Annotated in this window: 6 protein-coding genes; 2 read left to right on the forward strand and 4 right to left on the reverse strand. The window is 73.1% G+C overall.

The genetic code is table 11. The annotated features are described in order from the left end of the window. Positions 1 to 58 precede the first annotated feature (58 nt). On the reverse strand, positions 59 to 9,043 hold the full coding sequence (locus A5648_RS24880; protein WP_165607316.1) for a PE family protein: 8,985 nt from the start codon (positions 9,041 to 9,043) through the stop codon (positions 59 to 61). 260 nt (positions 9,044 to 9,303) lie between these two features. Here A5648_RS24880 and A5648_RS08395 point away from each other — a divergent pair, with 260 nt between their 5' ends. After that, positions 9,304 to 9,933, forward strand: a complete 630-nt coding sequence (locus A5648_RS08395; RefSeq protein WP_065024097.1) for a GNAT family N-acetyltransferase — start codon at positions 9,304 to 9,306, stop codon at positions 9,931 to 9,933. 26 nt (positions 9,934 to 9,959) lie between these two features. On the opposite strand, the gene A5648_RS24885 is transcribed toward A5648_RS08395, so the two are convergent. The 3 genes from A5648_RS24885 to A5648_RS08415 form a co-directional block, all read right to left on the reverse strand. Beyond that, entirely contained in the window at positions 9,960 to 19,367 is a 9,408-nt protein-coding gene (locus A5648_RS24885; protein WP_165607314.1) for a PE family protein, read from the reverse strand. Between the two features lie 90 nt (positions 19,368 to 19,457). After that, positions 19,458 to 21,839, reverse strand: a complete 2,382-nt coding sequence (locus A5648_RS08410; RefSeq protein WP_065024100.1) for a hypothetical protein — start codon at positions 21,837 to 21,839, stop codon at positions 19,458 to 19,460. A 49-nt stretch (positions 21,840 to 21,888) separates the two neighbouring features. Continuing rightward, a complete protein-coding gene (locus A5648_RS08415; RefSeq protein ID WP_065024101.1) occupies positions 21,889 to 24,213 on the reverse strand; it encodes a hypothetical protein in 2,325 nt (774 codons plus the stop codon). Between the two features lie 249 nt (positions 24,214 to 24,462). Between A5648_RS08415 and A5648_RS08420 the strand changes: the two genes are divergently transcribed. Beyond that, the coding region (locus tag A5648_RS08420; RefSeq protein WP_131810539.1) for a fatty acyl-AMP ligase at positions 24,463 to 25,822 on the forward strand (1,360 nt) is incomplete at its 3' end.

The following is a 25,822-nucleotide window of genomic DNA, read 5'->3' on the forward strand; positions in this document are numbered from 1 at the left end:
CGCGCACGAGGCCCGGCCCGACTGATGTCGGACCGGGCCCTCGTACGTTCGGCGCGGATTACCCGTGCGGACCGGTGGCGCCGGGCTGGCCGGGCCCGCCAGGAACGCCCGGTTTGGGCGTGCCACCGGATGTCCCGTTGGTCGCACCGGCGCCACCGCCGGTGCCCGCGGTGCCGCCCGCGCCGCCGTCGCCGCCGCTGCCGGGGCCCTCAAGGCCGGGGCCGCCCTGGCCGCCGGTGCCACCAGTGCCTCCGGTACCGCCAGTGCCGCCGGCGCCGGGCGCGCCCTTGCCCTGGCCGAAGATGCCGCCGTAACCCGCACCACCCGTGCCGCCCTTGCCGCCGACACCACCGGCGCCACCCTTGCCGCCGTCACCGGCCTCGCCGCCGGCGCCATGCTCACCGGCCTGGCCGTCACCGAGGGCAACACCGCCGGCGCCACCTTGACCGGCGGCGCCGCCGAGTCCGCCGTCGCCGCCCAGGCCACCGGTGCCGCCGGTGCCTCCTTGGCGTCCTGGAAGGCCGAGGGAGCCGTTGGCACCGGTACCACCTTGGCCACCGGTGCCACCGGTGCCGCCCTTGCCGCCGTCGCCACCGAAACCGCCGAGGCCGCCTTGTCCGCCATCACCGGAGACGGTGCCACCGGCACCACCGACACCACCGACACCGCCGGCGCCGCCGGCAAACCCGGTAGCACCCTTGCCGCCCTGGGCGCCGGTCCCACCGGCCATGCCCTGGCCCTGCGGGTCCTTCGGCGCGTTGGCGCCGGCGGCCCCGGTCGTACCGGTGCTGGTGTTATTGCCGGCGTTACCACCGTTACCTGCGTTACCGCCGGCGCCACCGGTGCCGTGCTGCCCGGCCGCACCGCCATTACCGCCGTTGCCGCCGGCCGCGCCCGCGCCGGTCGCGGCGTTGGTTCCGTTGGTGCCGCCCGCGCCGGTGCCGCCGTTACCGCCGGCTCCGCCGTTGCCGAACTCGCCGGTGGAGTTGCCGCCGACACCGCCGTGGCCGCCGGCCTGGGCAAGGCCGTTGCCCAGCGTCACACCGTTGCCACCGTTGCCGCCGGTGCCACCAGCGGCGATCGCGCCGTCGGCACCGCTGACGCCACTATCGGCCTCGGTGACGCCGTCGCCACCGACACCGCCGGCACCGGCCGCGCCGCCCGCACCCGCGGTGCTGCTGCTGTTGCCGCCGGCCCCACCGCTGCCCGCAACCGCATTGGTTCCGCCGCCTGCGCCGTTGCCACCGCGGCCGCCGACGCCGGCGTTACCGCCCGCACCGCCGTCGCCACCCTGGCCGCCCGCACCGTCGGCACCGTCGTTGCCAACGGTCGCCGCACCGCCGGAACCACCCTGGCCGCCCGCACCGCCCGCACCGCCGTTACCGGCCGCGCCGTTGGCGTCACCGCCGTCACCGCCGTCGGCACCGCTTCCGGCGGTGGCGTTGGTTCCCGCGGTGCCGTTGGCGGCGTTGCCGCCGGCCCCGCCAGCACCGCCGATACCGCCCTGACCGCCGGCACCGCCGTCACCGGAGATGGTGCCACCGGCACCGCCGGCGCCACCGTTACCGCCGGCCGTACCGGCTCCGCCGTCGGTGCCGTCGTTGCCGCTGATGGCTCCGGCCAGGCCGTTGGCACCAGCCCCGCCGTCGCCGCCCGCGCCGCCGGTACCGATCGTCCCGGCCGCGCCGCCGGTACCGCCGTTACCGCCGATCTGGCCGAGCGCGGCGTTCCCGCCGTCGCCGCCGTTGCCGCCGTTGCCGCCGAGCACCGAGCCGTCCTGACCGTCGGCAGCAGCAGTGCCGTCGCCGCCGGTACCGCCGGCACCACCGGTGCCCGCCGTGCCCGCGGTACCGCCGTGGCCGCCGTTACCGCCGGCGCCGGCGATCGCTTCGGCGCCACCGCCGGCACCCGCACCGCCGTTACCACCGTTGGCGCCGTCACCGGTGTTACCGCCGGCGCCGCCCTTGCCGCCGGCGCCGGCTGCGCCGGTGTTGCCGTTGGTGGCCGCGCCGCCGGCTCCACCGCTACCGCCGTTACCGCCGGCGCCGCCGTCGCCGTTGGTGCTGGTGGCGTCGCCACCGTTGCCACCGTTGTCGCCGCTGCCGGCCGCTGCATCGGCGCCCGTGGCGCCGTTGTCACCGGCACCGCCGTGGCCGCCGACTCCACCGGTACCGCCGATGCCGCCGACACCGCCGTTGCCCGAGGTGGTTCCACCGGCGCCACCGGCGCCGCCGCTGCCGCCGTTGCCGCCGGCCGTACCGGCCGTGCCGTCGCCGTTGGCGTCGGTGCTGCCGTCGATACCAGCCGAGCCGGTACCGCCGTTACCACCGGAACCACCGGTACCGATGGCGCCGGCGTTACCACCCTGACCGCCGGCACCACCGTCCTGCGCGGAGCCGTCCAGCAGCGTCAGACCGGTACCGCCGTTACCACCGGCACCACCGTCACCGCCGGCACCGTTGGTGCCGTCCTGGCCGGCGGCAGCTTGACCGCCCGTGCCGAGACCGCCGGCACCACCGGCGCCACCGAGGTCACGGTCACCGCCGTCACCGCCGCTGCCGCCGTTGCCCGCGGTGGCATCGGTGCCGCCGCTGCCGCCGTGGCCGCCCGCACCACCGTTGCCGGCGTTGCCGGCGTTGCCGCCCTTACCGCCGACGCCACCGGCGCCATTGGTGGCCGTGCCACCCTGGCCGCCGGCACCGCCGGCGGCCGCGTCGCCGCCGTTACCGCCCTGGCCGCCGGAGCTTCCGCCGGCACCGGAGACGCCCTCGCCACCGTTGCCGCCGCTGCCACCGGTACCACCGGCACCGCCTGCGCCGCCGGCACCCGAGGTGGTGCCACCAGCGCCACCGAGACCACCGGCGCCACCGACTCCGCCGTCGCCACCGAGGGTCCCGTTGCCGTCGAGCTCGGTGCTACCGGCCACGCCGTTGCCGCCGTTACCACCGGCACCGCCCACGCCGCCGGTGCCGATCACGCCGGCCGCGCCACCGTTACCGCCGTAGCCACCGGCCTGGCCGGTCGACCCGTCGGCGAGCAGCGTGCCGTGACCGCCGGCACCACCGTTGCCGCCGTTACCGCCACCGCCGGACGCTCCGGCCGCACCACTGGCACGGTAGGTGACACCGTCACCGCTCAAGCCGCCCTTGCCGGCGGCACCCGCCGCGGCCCGGTCGCCGCCGGCGCCGCCGTTACCGCCGTGCCCCGCGGTGTCCTCGCTGCCGCCGCCGGCACCATTGCCGCCGCGGCCACCGTCACCTGCGGCACCGGCCGCACCGCCGTTGCCGCCGATACCACCGCTGCCGTCGAGACCGGCGGTGCCGCTGGTCGCGCTACCGCCCTGACCGCCGTTGCCGCCGACGCCGCCGTTGCCGCCTTGGCCGCCGTTGCCACCGTCGGTGCCGTCGCCACCGTCGCCACCGCTACCCGCGGCAGCGTCGGCCCCCGCGAGACCTTGCACGCCGGCGCCGCCGGCGCCACCGTTGCCGCCGGCACCACCGACGCCGCCCTGACCGCCGTTACCGGAGATCGAGCCACCCTTACCGCCGTTGCCCGCGTTACCACCGGCCGCGCCGTTGCCACCGGTTCCGCCGTTGGCCAGGGCCGTCGACCCGGTCGCCCCGACAGCGCCGGCACCACCGTTACCGCCGGCACCACCGTTGCCGACCGGTCCGGCGTCACCGCCGTGGCCGCCCGCGCCACCGGCCTGCGCGGTGCCGTCGGCGAGCAGCACACCGGTGCCGCCCTTACCGCCGGCGCCACCATTGCCGCCGATCGCCGAGGTACCGGCGTTGCCGCTGGCCGCCTGGGTGGTGTGCCCGGCGTTCCAGCCGCCGGTACCCGCGGTACCCGCCGTGCCGCGGACACCGCCGTCACCACCATTGCCGCCGGAACCGGCGACCGCACCGGTACCGCCGCCGGTGCCGTCGGCACCGCGTCCGCCGTTGCCGGCGTTACCGGCGTTGCCGGCGTTTCCGCCCTGGCCACCGGATCCGTCCACCCCGGCGCTGCCGTTGCTGGCGATACCACCGGCGCCACCGTCGCCACCGACGCCGCCGTTACCGCCGATACCCCCGTTGCCGCCGTCAGTGCCGTCGGCACCGGATGCCCCAGTGCCGGGCACGACCGGGGCAGCGGTGCCATCGGCACCGTGGCCGGCGTTGCCACCCGCACCACCGACGCCGCCCTGGCCACCCGCACCGCCGTTGCCGGCAGTCGTGCCGCCCGCACCACCGACACCGCCCGCACCGCCGACGCCGCCGTGGGTCCCGTTGGTGCCATTGCCATCGGTGTCGGTGATCCCGGCGATGCCGGCCGCACCTGCGCCACCGTTGCCGCCGCCACCACCGGCGCCCACCGAAGCGGCAGCACCGCCGTGACCGCCGGCGCCACCGCCCTGGCCGGTATCAGTGCCGCTGATCAGGCCCACACCCGCGCCACCATTGCCACCGGCACCACCGTCGCTGCCGATGCCGGCCACGCCGTCGCTGCCGTCGGCACCGTCGCCATCCACGCCGGATCCGCCCGTGCCCGCGACGCCTGCCGCGGCGCCGTCGGCGCCATTACCGCCCAGGCCGCCGGCTCCTGCGTTGGCGCCGCCGCCACCACCGAGGCCCGCACCGCCGTCACCTGCCGCACCGGCGTTGCCACCGTCACCGGCGTTACCGCCGATACCGCCGGTGCCGGCCACGGCGTCACCGCCCTGGCCACCGACACCACCCTGGCCGCCGGCCCCGGCGTCGCCGCCGTTGCCGCCCGCAGTGTCGGCCACCGTCGCGTCCGCGCCGGTGCCACCGGCACCACCATTGCCGCCCTTACCGGCGTTACCGCCGGCGCCACCGTTACCGGACGTGGTGCCACCGGAACCACCGGTTCCACCGTTGCCGCCGAGCCCACCGACAGCGCCGGCGGTCCCGTTGCCGTCACCGCCGGTGATGCCGTCGACGGTCGCACCGACGCCACCGGCACCACCCGTACCGCCGTTACCGACCGCGGACGCGTTGCCGCCGAGGCCGCCATGGCCACCGCCCTGGCCGACATTGCCGCCGGCGATCAGACCTTCACCGGCGCCACCCTGGCCGCCGACACCACCGTCGCTGGCGACGCCGTCCTGGCCGGCACTGCCGTCGGCACCGGTTGTGGTGCCCGCTCCGCCGCTCCCGACGGTGCCCGTCAGACCACCGTCGGCACCGGTGCCGCCGTTACCACCGGCTCCGGCGGTGCCGGCACCGCCGCCACCAAGTCCCTTACCGCCGCCGCCCGCGACGCCGCCGTTGCCGCCGTTACCCGAGTTTCCGCCCGCACCGCCGGTGCCGTCGGTGGCGGCACCGCCCTGGCCACCGTTACCACCGTTACCGCCGGCCCCGGCGTTACCGCCGTTGCCGCCCGCGGTGTCGGCGACCGTCGCGTCTGCGCCGGCTCCGCCGGCACCGCCCTGGCCACCGATACCGCCGACGCCGCCCGCACCGCCGTCACCGGAGGTGCTGCCGCCGGCGCCACCCTGGCCGCCGTCGCCACCGACACCACCGGCGAAGCCGTCGGTGCCATTGCCGTTGGCGGCGGTGATGCCGTCGACGGTCGCGCCGGTGCCGCCGGTACCGCCGACGCCGCCGTTGCCGATCGCGCCCGCGTTGCCGCCCTGGCCACCGGTGCCACCGCCCTGGCCGGTGCTGGATCCGCCGATCAAGCCGTAGCCGTCGCCGCCGCGACCGCCGTCGGCGCCGTCCGCGTTCGCACCCGCGGTGCCATCCGCGCCATCGACGCCTTGTTCGGCCCCAAGGCCACCGGCTCCGGCGTTGCCCGCCGCGCCGCCGACGGCGCCGTCGCCGCCGTTGCCGCCGTTACCGGCGTTGGCGGCACCGCCGCCACCGATGCCCTGACCGCCGTCTGCAGCGGTACCGGCGTTGCCGCCGTTGCCCGCTGCGCCACCGGTACCGCCGGTCCCGTTGGCCGCTGCGCCACCGACGCCGCCGTTGCCGCCCGCGCCGCCGGCACCCGCGCCGCCGCCGTTACCGCCGGAGCTGTCGAGCGCGGCGTCGGTGGCATCGAGTGCTGCACCACCGTTGCCACCGGCGCCACCCTGACCACCGGCCCCGCCAGCGCCACCATTGCCCGAGTTCGAGCCACCGAGGCCACCCGCGCCGCCGTCGCCGCCGATCGCACCGTTTCCGCCGGTGGTGCCGTTGGAGCCGACGGTGATCCCGTCGGCCGCTGCAGCGCCGCTACCACCAGCGCCACCGACGCCGCCGTCGCCGTCGGTACCGGCCGCGCCACCGGCGCCACCGTTTCCACCGGCCTGGGTCACGTTGCCGGCGAGCAGCTCGCCGTCGCCGCCGCGGCCACCGGCGCCACCGTTGCCGCCGCCGCCTTCGGCGCCGTTCGCGCCCTGGTCGGCCTGAGCACTGTTGTCTGCGTTCCAGCCACCGGCACCACCGGCACCGGCCGAGCCGCGGTTGCCGCCGGTGCCACCCTGTGCACCGGATCCGGCCGTGGCGTTGCTGCCGCCACCCGCACCATCACCGCCGCGACCGCCGTTGCCGGCATCACCGGCCGCGCCACCGGTACCACCTGTGCCACCGTCACCGTCAGCGCCGGCGTTGCCCGCCGTGGCGGTGCCACCGGCACCACCCTGACCGCCGACACCACCGGCACCACCGCTGCCGCTGTCGCCACCGCCGATACCGACGGTGCCGTCGCCGCCGCTGCCGGCCGCCGCGTCGACACCCTCCTGGCCGTCGAGGCCGTGGCCGCCGGCGCCGCCGGTGCCACCTACGCCGCCCATACCACCGGCGCCACCGTTGCCCGAGGTCGTACCGCCGGCGCCACCGGTGCCGCCCGCACCGCCGGCGCCACCCGCACCACCGTCCGTGCCGTTGCCGCTGATGTTCGTGGTTCCGGCCTGACCGGTCGCGCCTTGGCCACCGATGCCACCGGCACCACCGTCACCGATCGCTCCGGCGTCACCGCCGTTACCGCCCTGGCCGCCGGCCTGTACCGTGCCGTCGCCAAGAAGCAGGCCGCTGCCACCGTTACCGCCGTTACCGCCGTTGCCGCCGGTACCGTCGGTTCCCGCAGCACCCGACGCCGCATGCGTCGACCCGCCGCTGGAGCCGCCGGCGCCACCGGCGCCACCGGTGCCGACCGCACCGCCGGCGCCACCGTTACCGCCGTTACCGGCCGCTGCCCCGGTACCGCCACCGGCGCCATCACCGCCGTTACCACCGACGCCTGTTGCGCCGGCCGCGCCACCGTCGCCACCGATACCACCGATGCCGTGGGCGCCTGCGGTGCCGTGCGCCGAGGCCCCACCGACACCACCAGCACCACCGACACCGCCGACCCCACCGTTGCCGGCGGTGCTGTTCGCGTCACCGCCGTCGCCACCGTTGTCGCCGCTACCGGCTGCCGCATTCAGACCCGCGGTGCCGTCCGCACCGGCGCCACCGACACCACCGGTGCCGCCACGGCCGCCTGCGCCACCTGCGCCACCGTTACCGGCGTCCGAACCGCCGGCACCGCCGGCGCCACCGACACCACCGGTACCGCCGGTGCCACCGGTTGTCCCGTTACCGGAGGCAATGGTGTTTCCGGCCACGCCGACCGCGCCGTCACCACCGGCGCCACCGGCGCCACCGTTGCCCAAGTTGCCAGCATCGCCACCGCGGCCACCGGCACCACCGGCACCACCGATGACGGTGGCGTCGGCCCCGTCGCCGCCCTGGCCGCCGTTACCGCCCTCGGTCGCCGCCGCGCCCGCGGCGCCAGAGGTGCCCGGGGTTGAACCCGCACCACCGGCACCGGCCGTGCCCGCGTCACCGCCGCGGCCCCCGGCACCGCCATCGATGTGGGCGCCATCGCCGTCGGCACCGGCGCCACCGTTGCCGCCCTGGCCGGCACCACCACCGTTGCCGCCGTGACCACCGGCTCCCGCGGCACCCGAGGAGCCCATCAGGCCACCGGAACCGCCGGCGCCGCCGTGTCCGGCCGCACCACCGGCACCACCGTTGCCGCCGTCGCCGGCGGCACCGCCGTCGGCGCCCGGAGCGGTGGCGTCGATGCCGTCGCCGCCGTCACCACCGGCACCACCATTGGCGCCCTGACCACCAGCACCACCCTGGCCACCAGAGCCGATCAGCCACGAACCCTTACCGCCGGCACCACCATTGCCGCCATTCCCACCAGCGGCACCCACACCGCCATCAACACCGGCCAAGCCCACGGCGCCGGCCGCACCCACGGCACCATCGCCGCCCAGGCCACCGTTGCCACCCACCCCGTACATAAAGCCGATACCGGCACCACCGACACCACCATGACCACCAGAGCCACCATCGATGCCGCCACCACCAGCACCGCCATCACCACCAACACCCATCCACCAGCCACCAGCACCACCGGCGCCGCCATCACCACCATCAAGACCCGCACCACCGGCGCCACCATCGCCGAACATGCCCGCCGCACCACCGACACCACCGAGGCCATCCGCCGACGTGCCACCAGCACCACCGTCGCCGAACCACAAACCACCCGCGCCACCGGCAGCCTCCGCCAACGACCCGCCATCAATACCATCCGCGCCGTTACCGATCAGGATCTGACCGAAACCGAACATGTTGATAAACGAATTGACCTCAGCACCAAACGGACTCAAGATCCACTGCTGCCCCAGATCATGCAACGGCTGGTAGAACAACGAACCGAACCAGTCATCAGCAGCCGCCGAACCCGGCAACTCCGCCACCGACGCATCAAAGCTCAAGCCCACATTGGCCAACAACGGCTCCCACGAGCCCGCATCAAACAACGTCTCCCACGACGACGCCTGACTCAAATCCCCCAACGCCGAAGCCAAATCCGAACCGAGAAGATCAACCGCCCAATCCAACTCATCAGCAGCCGCCACCGGCGCCACCGACACCGGCGCCACCCCAAAAGCCAAAAAAGCCCCCATCGCGCTACCCGCAGCTGCCACCCGGCGGCGCCGGCGGCTACCCGCGGCAGTGAGACCACGACGCCTTGTGCCGTGCTGCTTGTCAGTCATGTGGGACTCCCTATTCTGCGACGAACCCATGTCAGTGCTGTTGTGTCGGATCACGTTTGGTTGTTTTCGGCGCCGAGATCTCGACACCGCTGGACGAAAGTTCTGCTGGAGTGCCGGTCGGTATTTCGACGCTGACACCCGCACGTAGACGTGGCATCATTGGCGAACCCATTGGCGACGGCGCTGCCGTCAACGGAATTCCAGGAGGCGCTTGTAATGTTCACCGAAACCGATTCGGCTACAACGGGTTCGGGTGCGCGATGAGTTCGCTGATGGCGCGGCAACTGGCCGACGTGCCCGACGAGGTCCGCGCGGTTCCGCCGCCGCCCCTGCCGATATTCCCCGAACCGTACAGTGTGCGTTTCGCAGACCCGGCCGGTGACGCCGAGATGATCTCCGAGTGGATGAACCGGCGACATCTCGCCGAGACCTGGCACTACGACTACCCGGCCGACCAATGGCGCCGCCACCTGGAGATCCAATTGGAGGGCAACTACTCGCGGCCGTACGTGTTCAGCATCGACGGACGTCCGATGGGATACATGGAGTTGTTCCGGGCCGCCCAGGACGACATCGCCACCGTCTACGACGCCCATCCCTACGACATCGGGTTGCACGCCGCCATCGCCGAGCTCGACATGGTCGAGCATGGCCACGGAGCGATCATGTTTCGCGGATTCGTGGACAGCGTCTTCGAGATCGAACCGCGGTGCCGACGAGTCATCGGCGACACCTTTGCCGGTGACAGCTCGTACGGGCGCCGATTCTGGGAGCGGCGGGGCGGGGCTTTCCTCGGCGAGCACTACGTCGCGAAGTGGAACCAGCGCATCGCGCTGTTCGCCTGGCCGAGGACGCCCGAGGACGTTCCGGACTACCGCCAAGACGGCTGACAGCGGTCGCCGAGGGCGGCGGATCATCATGATCCGCCGCCCTTGCCGCCTGCACCGCCGGCACCGCCCTGACCGGGTGTGGCGTTGTCGGTACCGCTAGCCGCGCCACCTGTGGACCCGCCGGCTCCGGGCAGACCGGCCTGGCCGGTGCCACTGGCACCGCCGCCGCCACCGGTACCGCCCTTACCGCCGGCGCCGGCGGACCAGCCGTTCTTTCCGGTGCTGCCGTTGCCGCCGACGCCGCCCTTGCCGCCGTTGCCGCCGTCGCCGCCCTTGCCGACCGCGCCGTCGGCGCCGTCGGCGCCGGCCGTGCCGCTGCCGTTGCGGAGGGCGCCTCCGGCGCCGCCCTCGCCGGACGCCCCGCCGGTGCCACCGGTACCGCCGTTGCCGCCGAGCCCGCCGGCCCCGGCGGTGTTGCCCTTGGAGCCGGCACCACCGGTGCCGCCGGTGCCACCGACACCGCCGTTACCGCCCTTACCGCCGGCACCACCGGTGCCGCCGACGCCCGCGTTACCCGATTCGGTGCCGCTGGCACCACCGGCTCCGCCCGCGCCGCCGGCGGCAGCATCTGTTCCAGCGCCACCGTTGCCGCCCGTCCCGCCAGGAGCCTTCGAGCCACCCGTGGCGCCGGTGTTGCCGCCAGTGCCGGTGGCCCCGTTTCCGCCCGCGCCGCCAGTGCCGCCGGCACCACCGTTGCCGTTGAGTGCCGCGTCGCCACCGGCGCCGCCCGCACCGCCCTGCTGGGCCGCCGCGCCGCCGAGCACCGCATTGGTGCCCGTACCGCCGTTACCGCCGGCGCCACCGTTTCCGGTGCTACCGGCAGCCCCGGCCATCCCGCCGGCCGCCTGGGTGGTGTGATCGGCGTTCCAGCCGCCCGCCCCGGCTGCGCCAGAGGTTCCTGCCGTGCTGGAGCTGTCGCCGCCGTTACCGCCGGATCCGGCCACGGCGTTGGCGCCGCCACCGGCGCCGTGGCCGCCGCGACCACCGTCACCGGCGCTACCGGCGTTGCCGCCGTTGCCGCCCTTGCCGCCGACGCCGTCGGCGCCCGCCGTGCCGTGGGCGGAGCTACCGCCGAAGCCACCGTTACCACCGATCCCGCCGGCCGCACCGTTGCCGGCCGTGCCGGTGGCGTCGCCACCGTCGGTGCCGTTGCCGCCACTGCCCGCGGCCGCGTCGACGCCGGCGGTGCCGTCGGCGGCATCGCCGCCGTGACCACCCGCACCGGCCGCGCCGCCGACACCGCCTGCGCCGCCGTTACCGGCCTGGCTTCCGCCTGCGCCGCCGCTACCACCGTGGCCACCGTTGCCGCCGGCAACACCGTTGGTGCCGTCACCGGACGCCTCGGTGATGCCGTTGCTGCCAGTCGCGCCCGCACCGCCGGCCCCACCGGAGCCACCGTTACCGACAGCGCCGCCAGCACCACCGTCACCGCCGCTGCCACCGGACTGAGCGACGCCGTCGGCGAGCATCACGCCGGCGCCGCCCTTGCCGCCGTTGCCGCCGTTACCGGTGGCCACGTTGCCGTCGGCGCCGGCCTTGCCGTCGGCCGCGATGGTGTTGTTGCCACCGACCCCGCCATTGCCGGCGGCGCCGCCATAGCCGGCGTAGCCGCCGCTGCCGCCGTCGCCACCGTCACCGGCCGTGTGGTCGGCGCCGCCGCCGGCCCCGGCACCGCCGTTGCCGCCACGGCCGGCGTCACCGCCGGCGCCGCCGTTGCCGCCGACTCCGCCGGCACCGGTGCTGCCCTGGGTGCCGTTGGTGGCGGCGCCGCCGAGGGCTCCCGCGCCACCGTGTCCACCGGCACCGCCGTTACCGCTGACGCCCGCGTTGCCGCCGTGGCCGCCGTCTGCGCCGCTGCCGGCGACCGCGTTCTGGCCGTCGGTCCCTTGAGCGACGCCACCGATGCCGCCGGTACCACCCACACCGCCGCGGCCACCGGCGCCACCGTTACCGGAGATGGTGCCGCCGGCACCACCCACGCCACCGTTGCCGCCCATGCCGCCGTCGGCACCGTCGGTGCCGTTGCCGCTGCCATCGATGATGCCGTTGGCACCCAGGGCGCCGGCGCCACCGTTACCACCGGCACCGCCGTTACCGATCGTGCCGGCCGCTCCGCCTACGCCGCCGTTACCACCGGACTGCGAAGAACCGTCCGCGAGTACCTGGCCGATGCCGCCGTGGCCGGCATTGCCACCGTTGCCGCCGAGCCCGAGTGCGCCGTTGGCGCCGTCTGCACCCGGGCCGCCCGTTCCGGTACCACCGGCACCGCCGACGCCTGCCGCGGCGCGGTCGCCACCGTCACCACCGTTGCCGCCCGCGCCGGCCACCGCGTTGGTGCCGCCGCCCGAGCCGTTGGCGCCGGTACCGCCGTTACCCGCATTGCCGGCGTTGCCGCCGTTGCCACCGTTGCCCGCGATGCCGTTGACGGCGCTGCCGCCCTTACCGCCGGCCGCACCGGAGGCGGCGTTGCCGCCGTCGCCGCCGCTGCCGCCGGCCGCACCGTTGGTGCCCAGGGCGCCGTTGCCGCCGTTACCGCCACTGCCGCCGTTACCGCCGTGACCGCCGGCGCCGCCGTTACCGGAGATGGAGCCGCCGTTACCGCCGTGACCGCCGGCCGCGCCGGCCGTGCCGGAAGCGCCGTCGGTTCCATTGCCGTCGCCACCGGTGACTCCGGCAGCGCCGGTGGTACCGGACCCGCCGTTTCCGCCGTTACCGCCGTTGCCGATGTTGCCGCCGTCGCCGCCGTTGCCGGCCTTACCGCCGGCCTGATGCGTGCCTTGCGCGTTGCCGCCGTTGCCGCCGTTACCGCCGTTACCGCCGTGTGCGGCTGCCGCGCCGTCGGTGCCGCCGGCCCGCTGAGTGCCGTCGGCGTTGAAGCCGCCGGTGCCACCGGTGCCGGCCGTGCCGACGTTGCCGCCCGCACCGCCGTTACCGCCGGATCCGGCGATGCTGTTGACTCCGCCGCCGGCGCCGTGGCCACCGCGACCGCCATCCGCGCCGGTCCCGGCGTTGCCGGCGTTGCCGCCGACCGTGCCCAGACCGTTGAGGCCAGCCGTGCCGTTGGTGGCGGTACCACCGGCGCCGCCGTTACCGCCGTTGCCGCCGTTGCCGCCGTTGCCGCCGTTGCCGCCGGCGCCGCCGTTGCTGCCGACGCCGCCGCTGCCGGCCAACGCGTCGAGGCCCGCCTTGCCCTGGGCTCCGTTGCCGCCGTTGCCGCCGTTGCCCGCAGCCCCGGCGCCGCCGCCTGCGCCACCGTTACCGGCAATAGAGCCGCCCTTGCCGCCCGCGCCGCCGTCGCCACCGGAGCCACCGGACTGGCCGCTGACACCGTTGACCGAACTGGCCGTGCCGTTGGCGCCGTTGCCACCGACACTGCCGGCACCACCGGCGCCACCGGCGCCACCGTTGCCGTAGGTTCCGGCGTCACCGCCGAGTCCGCCCGCGCCTCCGCTCTGCGGGTTGCCGTTGGCCAGTAGCGCGCCGTTGCCGCCACGGCCGCCGGCACCACCGTTACCGCCGGTGGCCGCACCGCCATTGCCGCCGTTGACGGCCTGGTGGCCGTCGCCGCTCAGGCCGCCCTTGCCGCCGAGGCCGATCGCGCCACGGTCGCCACCGTCACCACCGTTGCCGCCGTGACCGGCAACCGCGTTGGAGCCGCCGCCGGCACCGTTGGCACCGGTGCCACCGTTACCGGCGTTACCCGCGGCGCCGCCCTGGCCGCCGACACCGCCGGCACCGGCTGCGCCGTCGTTGCCGTCCGTGGCCGTGCCGCCGACACCGCCGACGCCACCGTTACCACCGAGGCCACCCGCACCGCCGTCACCGCCGTAGCCGCCGTCGCCACCGGAGAGTCCGCTGCCGGACGGCACCGACGTCGCGTTGGCGCCATTCGCGCCGGAACCACCGCGACCGCCCGCGCCACCGGCGCCGCCGGCGCCACCGGCGCCGGCATCACCGGACTCGCTGCCGCCGTCGCCACCCTTTCCGCCGTTACCGCCTTCGCCGCCGAGGCCGCCGTTGGTGCCGCTGCCGCCGTTGCCGGCGCCATCGACGGCGCCGTCGATGCCCGCCTTACCGGTCGAGCCGATACCGCCGTTACCGCCCGCGCCACCGGTGCCGACCGGACCCGCCGCGCCACCGTTGCCACCGTCCCCGCCGGCCTGAGGCGATCCGTCACCGTGCACCGCACCGGCGCCACCGTTACCGCCGACACCGCCGTTGCCTCCGGTGGCCGCGGCACCTGCTGCACCATCGGCAGCCTGCACGGTGTGGCCGGCGTTCCAACCGCCCTCACCGGCGCTGGCGCCGGCCTCGCCGCGGACACCGCCCTGGCCGCCGGCGCCACCACTGCCGGCCTTGACGCCGGCGCCACCGCCGGATCCGTGGCCGCCCTGGCCGCCGTTACCGGCATTGCCCGCGTCACCGGCATTGCCGCCGACACCGCCAAGCCCGTCGGCGCCGGCCGCACCGTTGGTGGCGGTACCGCCCGCACCACCGTCGCCGCCCTGACCGCCGTTGCCGCCCGTGCCGCCGTCGCCGGCGTCGCCGCCGTCGGTTCCGTTCCCGCCGCTGCCTGCGCCGGCATTGATTCCGGCGGTTCCGTCCGCACCGTTGCCGCCGTGGCCGCCGTGGCCGGCCGCGCCGCCATTGCCGCCCGCGCCGCCATTGCCGGAGACGGAACCACCTGCGCCACCGACGCCACCCACACCGCCGGCACCACCGTCGGCGCCATCGGTGCCGTTGCCGTCGCCGCCGGTGATGCCGTCCACCGTGGCGCCGGTACCGCCGTCACCGCCGGCACCACCATTGCCCGTCGACGAGCCGTCGCCGCCGGCGCCACCTGCGCCACCACCCTGGCCGGTGTTGGTTGCGCTGATCAGGCCGATACCAGCGCCGCCCTGGCCGCCGGCGCCGCCGTCGCTGCCGACGCCACCGTTGCCGGCGCCGCCCTGGGCTCCGGACTCGGTGCCGTTACCGCCGGCGCCGGCAGCACCTGCGGCGCCGCCCTCGGCACCGGCGCCGCCGGCACCGCCTGCACCCGCATTGTCGGCGCCGCCTCCACCGAGGCCGGTACCGCCATCACCGGCGACACCGGCGTCGCCGCCGTCACCGGCGTTACCGCCGGCGCCACCGGTGCCGTTGTTGGCCACCCCGCCGGTGCCGCCGGTACCACCCTGACCGCCCGCACCGGCGTTACCGCCGTAGCCGCCGGCGGTGTCGGCGACGGTCGCGTCCGCGCCATGACCGCCGGCGCCACCATTGCCACCATTGCCCGCGTTACCGCCAACGCCACCATTGCCCGACGTGGTACCCCCGGCGCCACCGGTGCCGCCGTTACCGCCGACGCCACCGACGAAACCGTCGGTGCCGTTGCCGTCCATGCCGGTGATGCCGGCGACGGTCGCACCGAGGCCACCGTTACCACCGGTGCCGCCGTTTCCGACCGCGGCCGCGTCACCACCGACGCCGCCGGCACCACCGGCCTGACCGCTCAGGCCGTCGCTGGCCAGGCCACTCCCGTCGCCACCGTTACCGCCGGCTGCGCCGTCGCTGCTGAGGCCGGCCTCGCCCGCGGCACCGTCGGCGCCCGTCTCGGCACCGGCCCCGCCGGCTCCGAAGTTGCCCGCCGCACCGCCGTCGGCGCCGTTGCCGCCGGCACCACCGCTACCGGCGCTGTCGAAGCCGCCGCCACCGAGGCCCTTGCCGCCGGCCGCCGCCTCACCAGCTGCACCACCGTTGCCGGCGTCGCCGCCGGTGCCGCCGGTGCCATTGGCCGAGGTGCCGCCGGCCCCACCGGCACCGCCCGCACCACCGGTGCCCGCGCTACCGCCGTTGCCGCCGGCCGCACCGGCCACCGTCGCGTCGGCTGCCGCGCCACCGTTACCGCCGACCGCACCGGCACCGCCGGCACCACCGGCACCGCCGTTGCCTGAGTTGCTCCCGCCGGCACCGCCCACACCGCCGGCGCCACCGGCACCACCGACGCCACCGGTCGTGCCGTTGCCGGCCCCGTCCGTGGTGCCGTGCGCTGCATCTGCGCCCGCGCCGCCGGCACCACCGGCTCCACCGTTGCCGTTGGTGGCGGCGTTGCCGCCCTGGCCACCGGCGCCGCCCGCCTGACCGGTCAGACCGTCGCCGGCCAGACCGCTGGCCGCACCGCCGTTACCGCCGGCCGCGCCGTCACTGCTGAGGCCGGCCTGGCCCGCACCACCGTCGGCACCCTCGCCGGCGCCGACTCCGCCGGCACCGCCGACACCTGCCGCACCACCGTCGGCACCGTCACCGCCGGCGCCACCGTTGCCGGCCGCGTCCAGGCCACCGCCGCCGAGTCCCATGCCGCCGGCCGCCGCCGCGCCGGCTGCACCACCGTTGCCGGCCTCGCCGCCCGCACCACCGGTGCCGTTGACCGAAGCGCCACCGGCACCGCCGTTGCCGCCCGCACCACCGGTGCCGGCGCTGCCGCCGTTACCACCAGCGGCGCCGGCCACTGTCGCGTCATCCGCCGCGCCGCCGTTACCACCAGCGCCGCCCTGTCCACCGGTACCGCCGGTACCGCCGTCACCGGAGTTGGAACCGCCCGCGCCACCGGCGCCGCCCTGGCCGCCGGCGCCCGCGTTGCCGCCAGCGGTCCCATTGCCGCTGTTGTCGGTGATCCCGGACGTGCCGTCAGCGCCCCGGCCGCCCGCGCCACCGACGCCACCGTCGCCGTCGGTGGCGGCATTGCCGCCCTGGCCGCCCGCGCCACCGGCCTGCCCGGTCAGGCCGTCGCTGGCCAGACCACTGCCGTCACCACCGGCGCCACCGGCACCACCATTGCTGCCCACACCGATGTTGCCCGCGCTGCCGGCCGCGCCGCCATCAGTCCCGACACCGGCCGCACCGGCCGCACCGCCGACTGCGCCGTCGCCGCCCTGGCCGCCCGCGCCGGCCGCGTCGACGTCACCGCCGCCCAGACCCTTGCCACCGGCGGCAGCCTGTCCCGCCGCGCCGCCGTTACCCGCGGCACCACCGGCACCACCGGCACCGATCGCCGAGGTGCCGCCCGCACCGCCGTCCCCGCCGATCCCGCCGGCACCGGCGCTACCGCCGAAGCCGCCGGTGCCACCGGCCACCGTCGCGTCATCGGCCGCGCCACCGTTTCCGCCGGCGCCGCCGGTCCCTCCGGCACCGCCTACCCCGCCCGTGCCCGAGTTGGTGCCGCCTGCACCACCGATGCCGCCCGCACCGCCGGCGCCACCCGCGCCGCCCGAAGTGCCGTCGCCATTGGCGTCGGTGACACCGTCTGGGCCGGCCGCACCGCGGCCACCGGCACCGCCTGCGCCACCGTCGCCATCGGTGCCGGCGTCGCCACCGCTACCGCCGTGGCCACCGTCCTGCACGGTGCCGTCGCCAAGGATCTCGCCGTCGCCACCGGCACCGCCGGCGCCACCGTTACCTTCGACGCCGTCGGCTCCGACAGCACCCGAGGCCGCCTGAGTAGAGCCGCCGCTGAAGCCCCCGGCGCCACCGGCGCCTCCGAGACCGGCCACGGAGTCGATCGCGTTGCCGCCCTTGCCGCCGGCACCGGCCGCGGCCGCCGTGCCGCCACCGGCACCGTCACCACCGGCACCACCGTTGCCCGCAGCACCACCGGCACCACCGTCGCCACCGATGCCACCGGCGCCGTGCGCGCCTGCGGTGCCGTGCGCCGAGGCGCCACCGACACCACCAGCACCACCGACACCACCGACTCCACCGTTGCCGGCGGTGCTGGTCGCGTCACCGCCGTCGCCACCGTTGTCGCCGCTACCGGCTGCCGCGTTCAGACCCGCGGTGCCGTCGGCACCAGCGCCACCGACACCACCGGTACCGCCACGGCCGCCGGCACCACCGGCACCACCGTTGCCGGCGTCCGAACCACCGGCACCGCCGGCGCCACCGACACCACCGGCACCACCGGCCGAACCTGTGGTGCCATCACCAGTGACACCGGTATGCCCGGCCAGACCGGCCGCACCGGCACCGCCATTGCCGCCGGCGCCACCATTACCGAGGTTGCCGGCGGCACCGCCGGCACCGCCGGCACCACCGGTCGTGCCGGGAGTGACGGCGTCGAAGCCGTCGCCGCCCCGGCCGCCGTTACCACCGTCGGTCGCCGCCGCACCCGCAGCGCCGGCCGTGCCGTTGGTGACGCCCGAACCGCCGTTGCCGCCGGCACCGGCAACACCGGCATCACCGCCGCGACCGCCGGCACCACCGTCGACATACGTCCCATCACCATCGGCGCCGTCGCCGCCGGTGCCGCCGACACCGGCAGAACCACCATTGCCGCCATTGCCCCCGGCACCGGTCGTACCCGAGGAGCCCATCAGGCCACCGGAACCGCCGGCGCCGCCGTGTCCGGCCGCACCACCGGCACCACCGTTGCCGCCGTCGCCGGCGGCACCGCCGGCGGCGCCCGGAGCGGTGGCGTCGATGCCGTCGCCGCCGTCACCACCGGCACCACCATTGGCGCCCTGACCACCAGCACCACCCTGGCCACCAGAGCCGATCAGCCACGAACCCTTACCGCCGGCACCACCATTGCCGCCATTCCCACCAGCGGCACCCACACCGCCATCAACACCGGCCAAGCCCACGGCGCCGGCCGCACCCACGGCACCATCGCCGCCCAGGCCACCGTTGCCGCCCACCCCGTACATAAAGCCGATACCGGCACCACCGACACCACCATGACCACCAGAGCCACCATCGATGCCGCCACCACCAGCACCGCCATCACCACCAACACCCATCCACCAGCCACCAGCACCACCGGCGCCGCCATCACCACCATCAAGACCCGCACCACCGGCGCCACCATCGCCGAACATGCCCGCCGCACCACCGACACCACCGAGGCCATCCGCCGACGTGCCACCAGCACCACCGTCGCCGAACCACAAACCACCCGCGCCACCGGCAGCCTCCGCCAACGACCCGCCATCAATACCGTCCGCGCCGTTACCGATCAGGATCTGACCGAAACCGAACATGTTGATAAACGAATTGACCTCAGCGCCAAACGGACTCAAGATCCACTGCTGCCCCAGATCATGCAACGGCTGGTAGAACAACGAACCGAACCAGTCATCAGCAGCCGCCGAACCCGGCAACTCCGCCACCGACGCATCAAAGCTCAAGCCCACATTGGCCAACAACGGCTCCCACGAGCCCGCATCAAACAACGTCTCCCACGACGACGCCTGACTCAAATCCCCCAGCGCCGAAGCCAAATCCGAACCGAGAAGATCAACCGCCCAATCCAACTCATCAGCGGCCGCCACCGGCGCCACCGACACCGGCGCCACCCCAAACGCCAAAAACGCCCCCACCGCGCTGCTGGCACCCAGCAGTCGCCGGCGCTGCCGCCGACGTGGGAGACCGTTGCCCGAAGTGTTACGCCCTACAGCCATTTGGGATTTCCTATCTGTGCTGGCCCACAGGTGTGCTAGCTCTGTTGTCGTTTAGTTCTGGAGGAACATGGGCTTGCCGTAGCAGCAGAATCAGCCGAAGAAGCCCAGCGCTTCGGCGATCTGTTGCGGAATGTTGTTGAACCACTCGGGAAGCAGCCCGAAGAAGTCGGCGTTGACATCGACCAGGCCCACATCCGACAGGCCCAGTCCACTGAGCAGGTCGTCGATGGTGGTGGTGCCCAAGCCCAGATCCGTGAGCAGCGAGTTGATCGACCAATCGCCCAGACCGAGGTTCGCCACGATGGTGCTCAGATCGTTGCTGTCCAGGCCCAGCCAGCCCAGGAACGTTCCCACGGTCGGGTCGCCCAGCACGCTGGTCATCAAGTCGGTGATGAAGGTGTCCAGATGCACCTCGTCGAGACCGAGGCCACCGAGCATGCTCCCGATCGACGTCGCGCCCAGCAGGTCGTTGATGACCTCGTCGAGGTGCCTGTTGTCCATACCCAAATCGCTGAGCAGACCGGCAATCGAGATGCCGCTCAACCCGATTCGGTCGATGAACATGTCCAGGTCGATGTTGTTCAGGCCGAGAGCGCTGAGCATCGAAGAGATGTTCATGTTGTCCAAGCCCAGCGCATCGATCAGGTTCTCCAGCCCAATGCTGCCCATGCCCCAATCGGCGAAGAGGGTCAGCAGGCTGACGTCGCCCAGGCCCATGCCGTCGAGCAGGCGCTCCAGGAGCTCGGACAGAGTCGGGTTGAAGCCCAAGTCGGTGAAGAACTGCTCCAGCGTGACGTTGCCGCTGAGGTTGCCCAAGCCTTCGAACAGCGTCTCCAACTGGTAGTTGGACAGGCCCATGGCCTGGACGGCCTGAGCCATCGTCATGTCGTAAAGGTGCAGGTTCGTCAGGGTCTGGCCGACGGTGTTCGTTCCCAACAGCGCATTGAGCGTCGGGTTACCGATCTTCTCGATCAGGCTGGCCTGGTCCGGTGCAAGCTCGGCCAGCGGGGTGTCGCCGATGCCGGCGATCGACATCAGCTGGGTGAACTTGATGTCGACCATCGAGGTGAGCGGGTCGATGCCGAGTTCGTTCTCGCCGACCGGCATGGAAGCCAGCAGTTCGCCGACCGTCTGGTCGCCGAACTCGCCCATAAAGTCGCTGAAGGTGGTGCCGGGCGGGAACATCGAACTCAACATCTCCAACAGTCCGGTGCTGCCGGTGATGTCGGGCCCGAGGAATCCGTTGTTGAGCAGCTCGAGCAACGTGTCATCGCCCATCTCGCCCAACATGCCGCCGACCATGGCGCCCAGGGTCATGCTGCCCAGGCCCAGCTGCTCGAAGAAATCGGTCAGCGGGGGATTGCCCATCGCATCCGTCAGCAGGCCACCGATGGTCCAGGTCGGGTCGACCAGGCTGGCGAGGGATTCGCTGCCCGAAGCGCCGAGCAGGTCCTTGATCAGCCCTCCCACCGACTGCTCGTCACCGCCGACGAGGTCCAGGATCAGCTCGGACAGCGTGGGGTTACCGATGTCGGTCGAGTTGAGCAGTGCGATCAGCAGGCTGGCGATCGAGTCGTCCGGGTTGATGCCGCCGAGGTCGGACAGCAGTTCGGCGATGGTGGGGTTGCCGATGCCGGCCTCGTTGAACAAGCCGATGAGCAGGTTGGACAGCGACTCGGTGCCGATCCCGAAGTCGTTGAGCAGGTCCACCGGGGTCATGTGACCGAAGCCGAGCTGGTCGAGGAGATCGATGATCAGCGTGTCCAACGGGGTGTCGCCGATACCGATCTCGCTGAGCAGGCCGGTCAGGGTCTCGTTGCCCATTCCGCTGGCGTCGACGATGGTGCCGACATCGATGTTGATGCCGAGCGGAGCCGAGGTGAGCAGACCGTTGAACAACGGGATGCTGAAGCCGCCGAGGTCAAAGCTGCTGTGGCCGTTGAGGAAAGCGTCCAGCAGGGTCGCCGGCGCACCGAACAACGCGGAGAGCGCCGCCATCGGGTCTTGGAAGTTGAAGATCTGGCCCATCAGATCTTGCATGGCGTTGAAGACGTTGATCCACGGCCCCACCCCGGCGAGCATCGAGCTCAGCCACATGGGCAGCTGCACGCTGATGTCGGCCGGGAACGGCAGGAGCTGCGCGTCGATGGTGGGCAGCGGGTTGGTGAAGATGTTGATGACGTCCGGGATGCCGGCCATCGCCTGCTGCGGGTTGGTGAAGATGTGCTGCAGCAAGCCCCACATGTCGACTGAATTCTGGTTCAGCGCTTGCAGGTTGGCGGCGGTGTTGTTGAACAGGTCAGTGTACGGCGAGAAGAAGTCGCCGCCCGCGGTCAGCTCGACGGCCCGCTGCTCGACCGCGGCGAGCCGCTGTAGGTGCGGCAGCTGCGACCCCGCGGACGGAACCGCGACGAGCCCCACCCCGACGATGGCCAAGCCGGTGGTGACGTAGGGACGAAGTGTCTGCTGCATGATGCCCTCCCGGACGGAAGCTCCAAAGTTGTTGGGGCGCTGGAGTTGTTTAAGCACCGAGCACCGCCGCGATCTGGTTCGGCAGGCCGTCGATGAAGTAGGCCATCGAGCCGAAGAATTCTTCGATCTGGGCGTTGATCACCGTGAGGTCGCCCAGACCCATGGACTCCAGTAGTTCGTTGACGGTCTGGGCGCCGAAGTCGCCGAGTAGCGAGCTCACGGTCGACGCCCCGAACAGGGAGTCGATCAGCTCGTTGAGGGTCTGATCGCCCAGGCCGACGTCGATGAGCGCGCCGCCGACAGTCAAGTCGCCGAAGAACTGGTCGAACAGGTCGCTCAGTGACTGACCGCCGATACCGAACTCGCCGAGCATGTCGTTGAGGCTCTGGCCGCCCAGCGCCTGCCGAATGATGTCGTCGAGGTGCATGCTGCCCATGCCGCCGTCGTCGAGCGCGCCGGCGACGGTCTTGTCACCCAGGAACTGGTTGAGCAGGTCGCTGATGTGCTGATCGCCGATGCCCGCGTCGTTGAGCATGTCGACGATGGTCACGTTGGCCGGGACGAGTTGGTTGATCAGGTCGGCGAGGGTGGTGTTGCCCATGTCGCCGAGTAGTTCGGTCAGCGGCTGGTTGGGCATCATCGACAGGACCAGGTCGTTCAGGGTCATGTCGGCCATGCCGGAGCCGGCGAGCATGTCGATCAGCGGCATCGAGAAGTTCTCGCGGATCATGTCGGCCAGCGACATCGTGCCCATCTCGCCGAGCAGTGCAGAGAGCGGCTGATCGAGCAGGCCCTGGTCACCCAGGATCTGGCCGAGGGTTTGGCCGCCCAGCGCTTCGATCAGTGAGGTGTCGCCACCCTTGGCCAGCGGGGTGCCGCCGGTGGCGGCGATGAAGTCGTTGATCGTGAGGTTCCCGATGACCCCCATGCTCTGCAGGTTGCCGAATATCGTGCCCAGCGACAGGTTGGTGAGGCCCATCATGTCGGTGAGGTCCTTGACCGTGACATTGGCGAAGCCCGCCGCCTCGAGCACGTCGTTCATCGAGGTGTTGCCGGCGTCGCCGAGGATGGCGATCGCGATCTGGCCCATGTCGGCGTCGGCCACGCCTGCCTGACTCAGCAGGTCGAACAGGGTCTGGTTGCCCAGGCCCAGACCGCCGAGCAGCGAGGTGATCACCTCGTGGCTGGTCAGGTCGCCACCGCCGAGGGCGTCGATCAGGGAGGCCGGGGTCTGCCCGCCGAGGCCGAGTGCGTCGACCGCGGTGGTCAGCAGTCCGTTCAGCGTCAGGTCGTCGGCGCCGATCTGGCCGAGCAGACCGCTGACGGTCGGGTCGCCGATGCCCAGCGCGTTGAACACGCTCATGCCGAGGTCGGCCAGCTTGAGGTCGGCCACGCCGATGCTGTCGGCGATGCCGGTGACCGTCGGGTTGTCGAAGCCCAGCGCGCGGGTCAGGTCGATGACCAGGTCGGCCACCTCGACGTCGCCGATCCCCAACTGGCTCATGATGTCGGTGATGGTGGGGTCGCCGATCCCGACGGCGTCGAGCACGGTCGACAACACGCTGGAGATCTGCTGGTCGGCGAACCCGAGGGAGTCGAGCAGGTCGACGGGAGTCTGGCTGCCCAGGCCCAGGCTGTCCAGCAGGCCGGTCAGCATGCCCGCCACCGACATCGTGCCGATCCCGGTCTGGTCGAGCAGGCTGGCTACGGTCTGATCACCGATCTTCAGGCCCTCGACCACGTCGCCGGTGGTCAGGTCGAGTTGCAGGTTCTGGCCGGGGACCAGGATGCCGTTCCAGGCCGGGATGTGGATGCCCAGAATGTCCAGGGTGTCGGTGCCGTTGAGGTAGGCGTTGAGCAAGACGGCCGGCGCGGTGAAGATCGCCGCGAACGGGTCCATCGGGTTGGTCGGGTTCCAGATCTGCTCGTTGATGTCGTGCCAGGCGTTGTTGACGGCGACCAGCGGGCCGATCAGGCCCATGCCCATGGTCAGCAGCGGCGAGAGCATGACCATCATCGGGTCGCTGCCGCTGATCTGCGGCATCGGGTCGGTGAGGAAGTCGATCACTTCCGGCAACTTCGACAACGACGCCGGATCGCTGAGGATCTGCATGATCAGGTTGCCCCAGCCGTTGTCCGACCCCATCGCCACCAAGTTGGTGGCGGTGTTGTTGAACAGGTCGACGTAGGGCTGGAAGAAGTCCGGCCCGGCGGTGAGCGCCACCGGACGGTGCTGGACGTCGGGCAGGACCTCGCGGATCTCGGCTGGCGGCTTCAGAACGGCCGTCGGGACGGCCGCATTGACCGCCACGAGCGTGGCGCCCGCAATGACGACGCCGGGGGTGACGTACGGGCGAAGCGCCAGCTGCATCATGCTCTCCTACGGAAACTGATCATGGACGTTGCTGAACTTTACATGAGTATTTAACTTTGTCGAAGCGGAATTTTTCTCATGAAAATAGGCCGCAAAACGCCCGGAAATCACACGTGAAGCGATACATGTCCGACGTAGCGGACGTTCGTAGACCTATCACACTGATGCGTCCGTTCGGGCGAAAATCAATTTCTCAGGTTTTTGTTAACGGATATTCCGAGAGGTGGGGGTCGCTAAGGTGGGGCCATCATGAGCGCAACGAACCTGATGAACCTGCTGCAGCAGCAGGCCGAGCGTTACGGCGACAAAGTCGCGTTCGGCTTCAGCCCGGACGGCGGTCCCAAGCTAAGTCGCATCACCTATAGCGAGCTGGACGCGCGCGCCCGGGCCCTCGCAGCCGAGCTGCAACGGCGCGGTGCCGCCGGACGGCGGGTGCTGCTGGCCTGCGAGCCGGGCCTGGACAACGCCGTCGGCTACTTCGGTTGCGTCTACGCCGGCGCCATCGCCGCGCCGATGAACGAGACCTTGTCCCGGCTCAAGCAGATCGCCACCGACATCCAGGCCGACTTCGCCCTGGCCACCGCCGAGATGCAGACCCGGATCCGCCCGGCGATCGACGCGTTGACCACGGATCGCCCGCTGCAGTGGTGCACGCTCGACCAGCCCGCCGCGGACGCCGCCGAATGGGTCGCGCCGGACATCGACGCGGATGACATCGCCTTGATCCAGTACACCTCCGGATCGACCAAATCCCCCAAGGGCGTCATGGTCAGCCACGCCAACCTGATGCACAACATGGAGGTCGTGCGCCAGCGGTGGAAGGGCCACGACGGCGACGTAGCGGTGTGGTGGCTGCCGCAGCACCATGACATGGGCCTGATCGGCGGCGTCCTGGAGATGGTCTACGTCGGCGTCACGACCTACATGATGCCGCCCAACACCTTCATCAAGCGGCCGGCGAGCTGGCTGGAGATGCTGTCGCGGCACCGCGCCACGATCACCGGCGCGCCGACCTTCGCCTACGACCTGTGCGTCAAGACCACCACACCGGCCCAGCGCGCGGCACTGGACCTGTCCAACCTGACGCACGCCTGGATCGGCACCGAGCCGGTCCGCGCGACCACTCTGCAGAACTTCGCCGAGGCGTTCGCCCCGGCCGGATTTCAGCTGAACGGCATCCAGGCCGCCTTCGGTCTGGCCGAATCCGCACTGCTGGTCACCGCGATGCAGAGCCCGGAAGTCGCCGGGGTGCGCTACGTCGACCGCAACGCGCTGGGCCGCAATCAGGTGATCGACGTCGCGGCCGACGATGCCGACGCCGTGGCGATAGTGGGCTGCGGCGCGGAGCTGGACGGGATGCGGGTGCTGATCGTCGATCCGGAGACCCGGCTGCCTTGCTGCGCTGACGAAGTGGGCGAGATCTGGGTGTCCGGGCCCAGCGTCGGCGTGGGCTACTGGGGACGCCCCGAGGAGACCGAGCACGCCTTCAACGCGTACGTGGCCGACACCGGAGAGGGCCCCTACCTGCGCAGTGGCGACCTGGGGTTCTTCCGGGACGGCGAGCTGTTCGTCACCGGCCGGTGCAAGGACCTGATGACCATTGGCGGAT

Source organism: Mycolicibacter sinensis, from assembly GCF_001673565.1.
GTDB lineage: Bacteria > Actinomycetota > Actinomycetes > Mycobacteriales > Mycobacteriaceae > Mycobacterium > Mycobacterium sinense_C.

What these genes read in the sequence shown, in the direction of transcription:
- A5648_RS24880 (WP_165607316.1), bottom strand. Translation starts at nt 9,043, where the DNA reads ATGACTGACAAGCAGCACGGCACAAGGCGTCGTGGTCTCACTGCCGCG.
- A5648_RS24885 (WP_165607314.1), bottom strand. Translation starts at nt 19,367, where the DNA reads ATGGCTGTAGGGCGTAACACTTCGGGCAACGGTCTCCCACGTCGGCGG.
- A5648_RS08395 (WP_065024097.1), top strand. Translation starts at nt 9,304, where the DNA reads ATGAGTTCGCTGATGGCGCGGCAACTGGCCGACGTGCCCGACGAGGTC.
- A5648_RS08410 (WP_065024100.1), bottom strand. Translation starts at nt 21,839, where the DNA reads ATGCAGCAGACACTTCGTCCCTACGTCACCACCGGCTTGGCCATCGTC.
- A5648_RS08415 (WP_065024101.1), bottom strand. Translation starts at nt 24,213, where the DNA reads ATGATGCAGCTGGCGCTTCGCCCGTACGTCACCCCCGGCGTCGTCATT.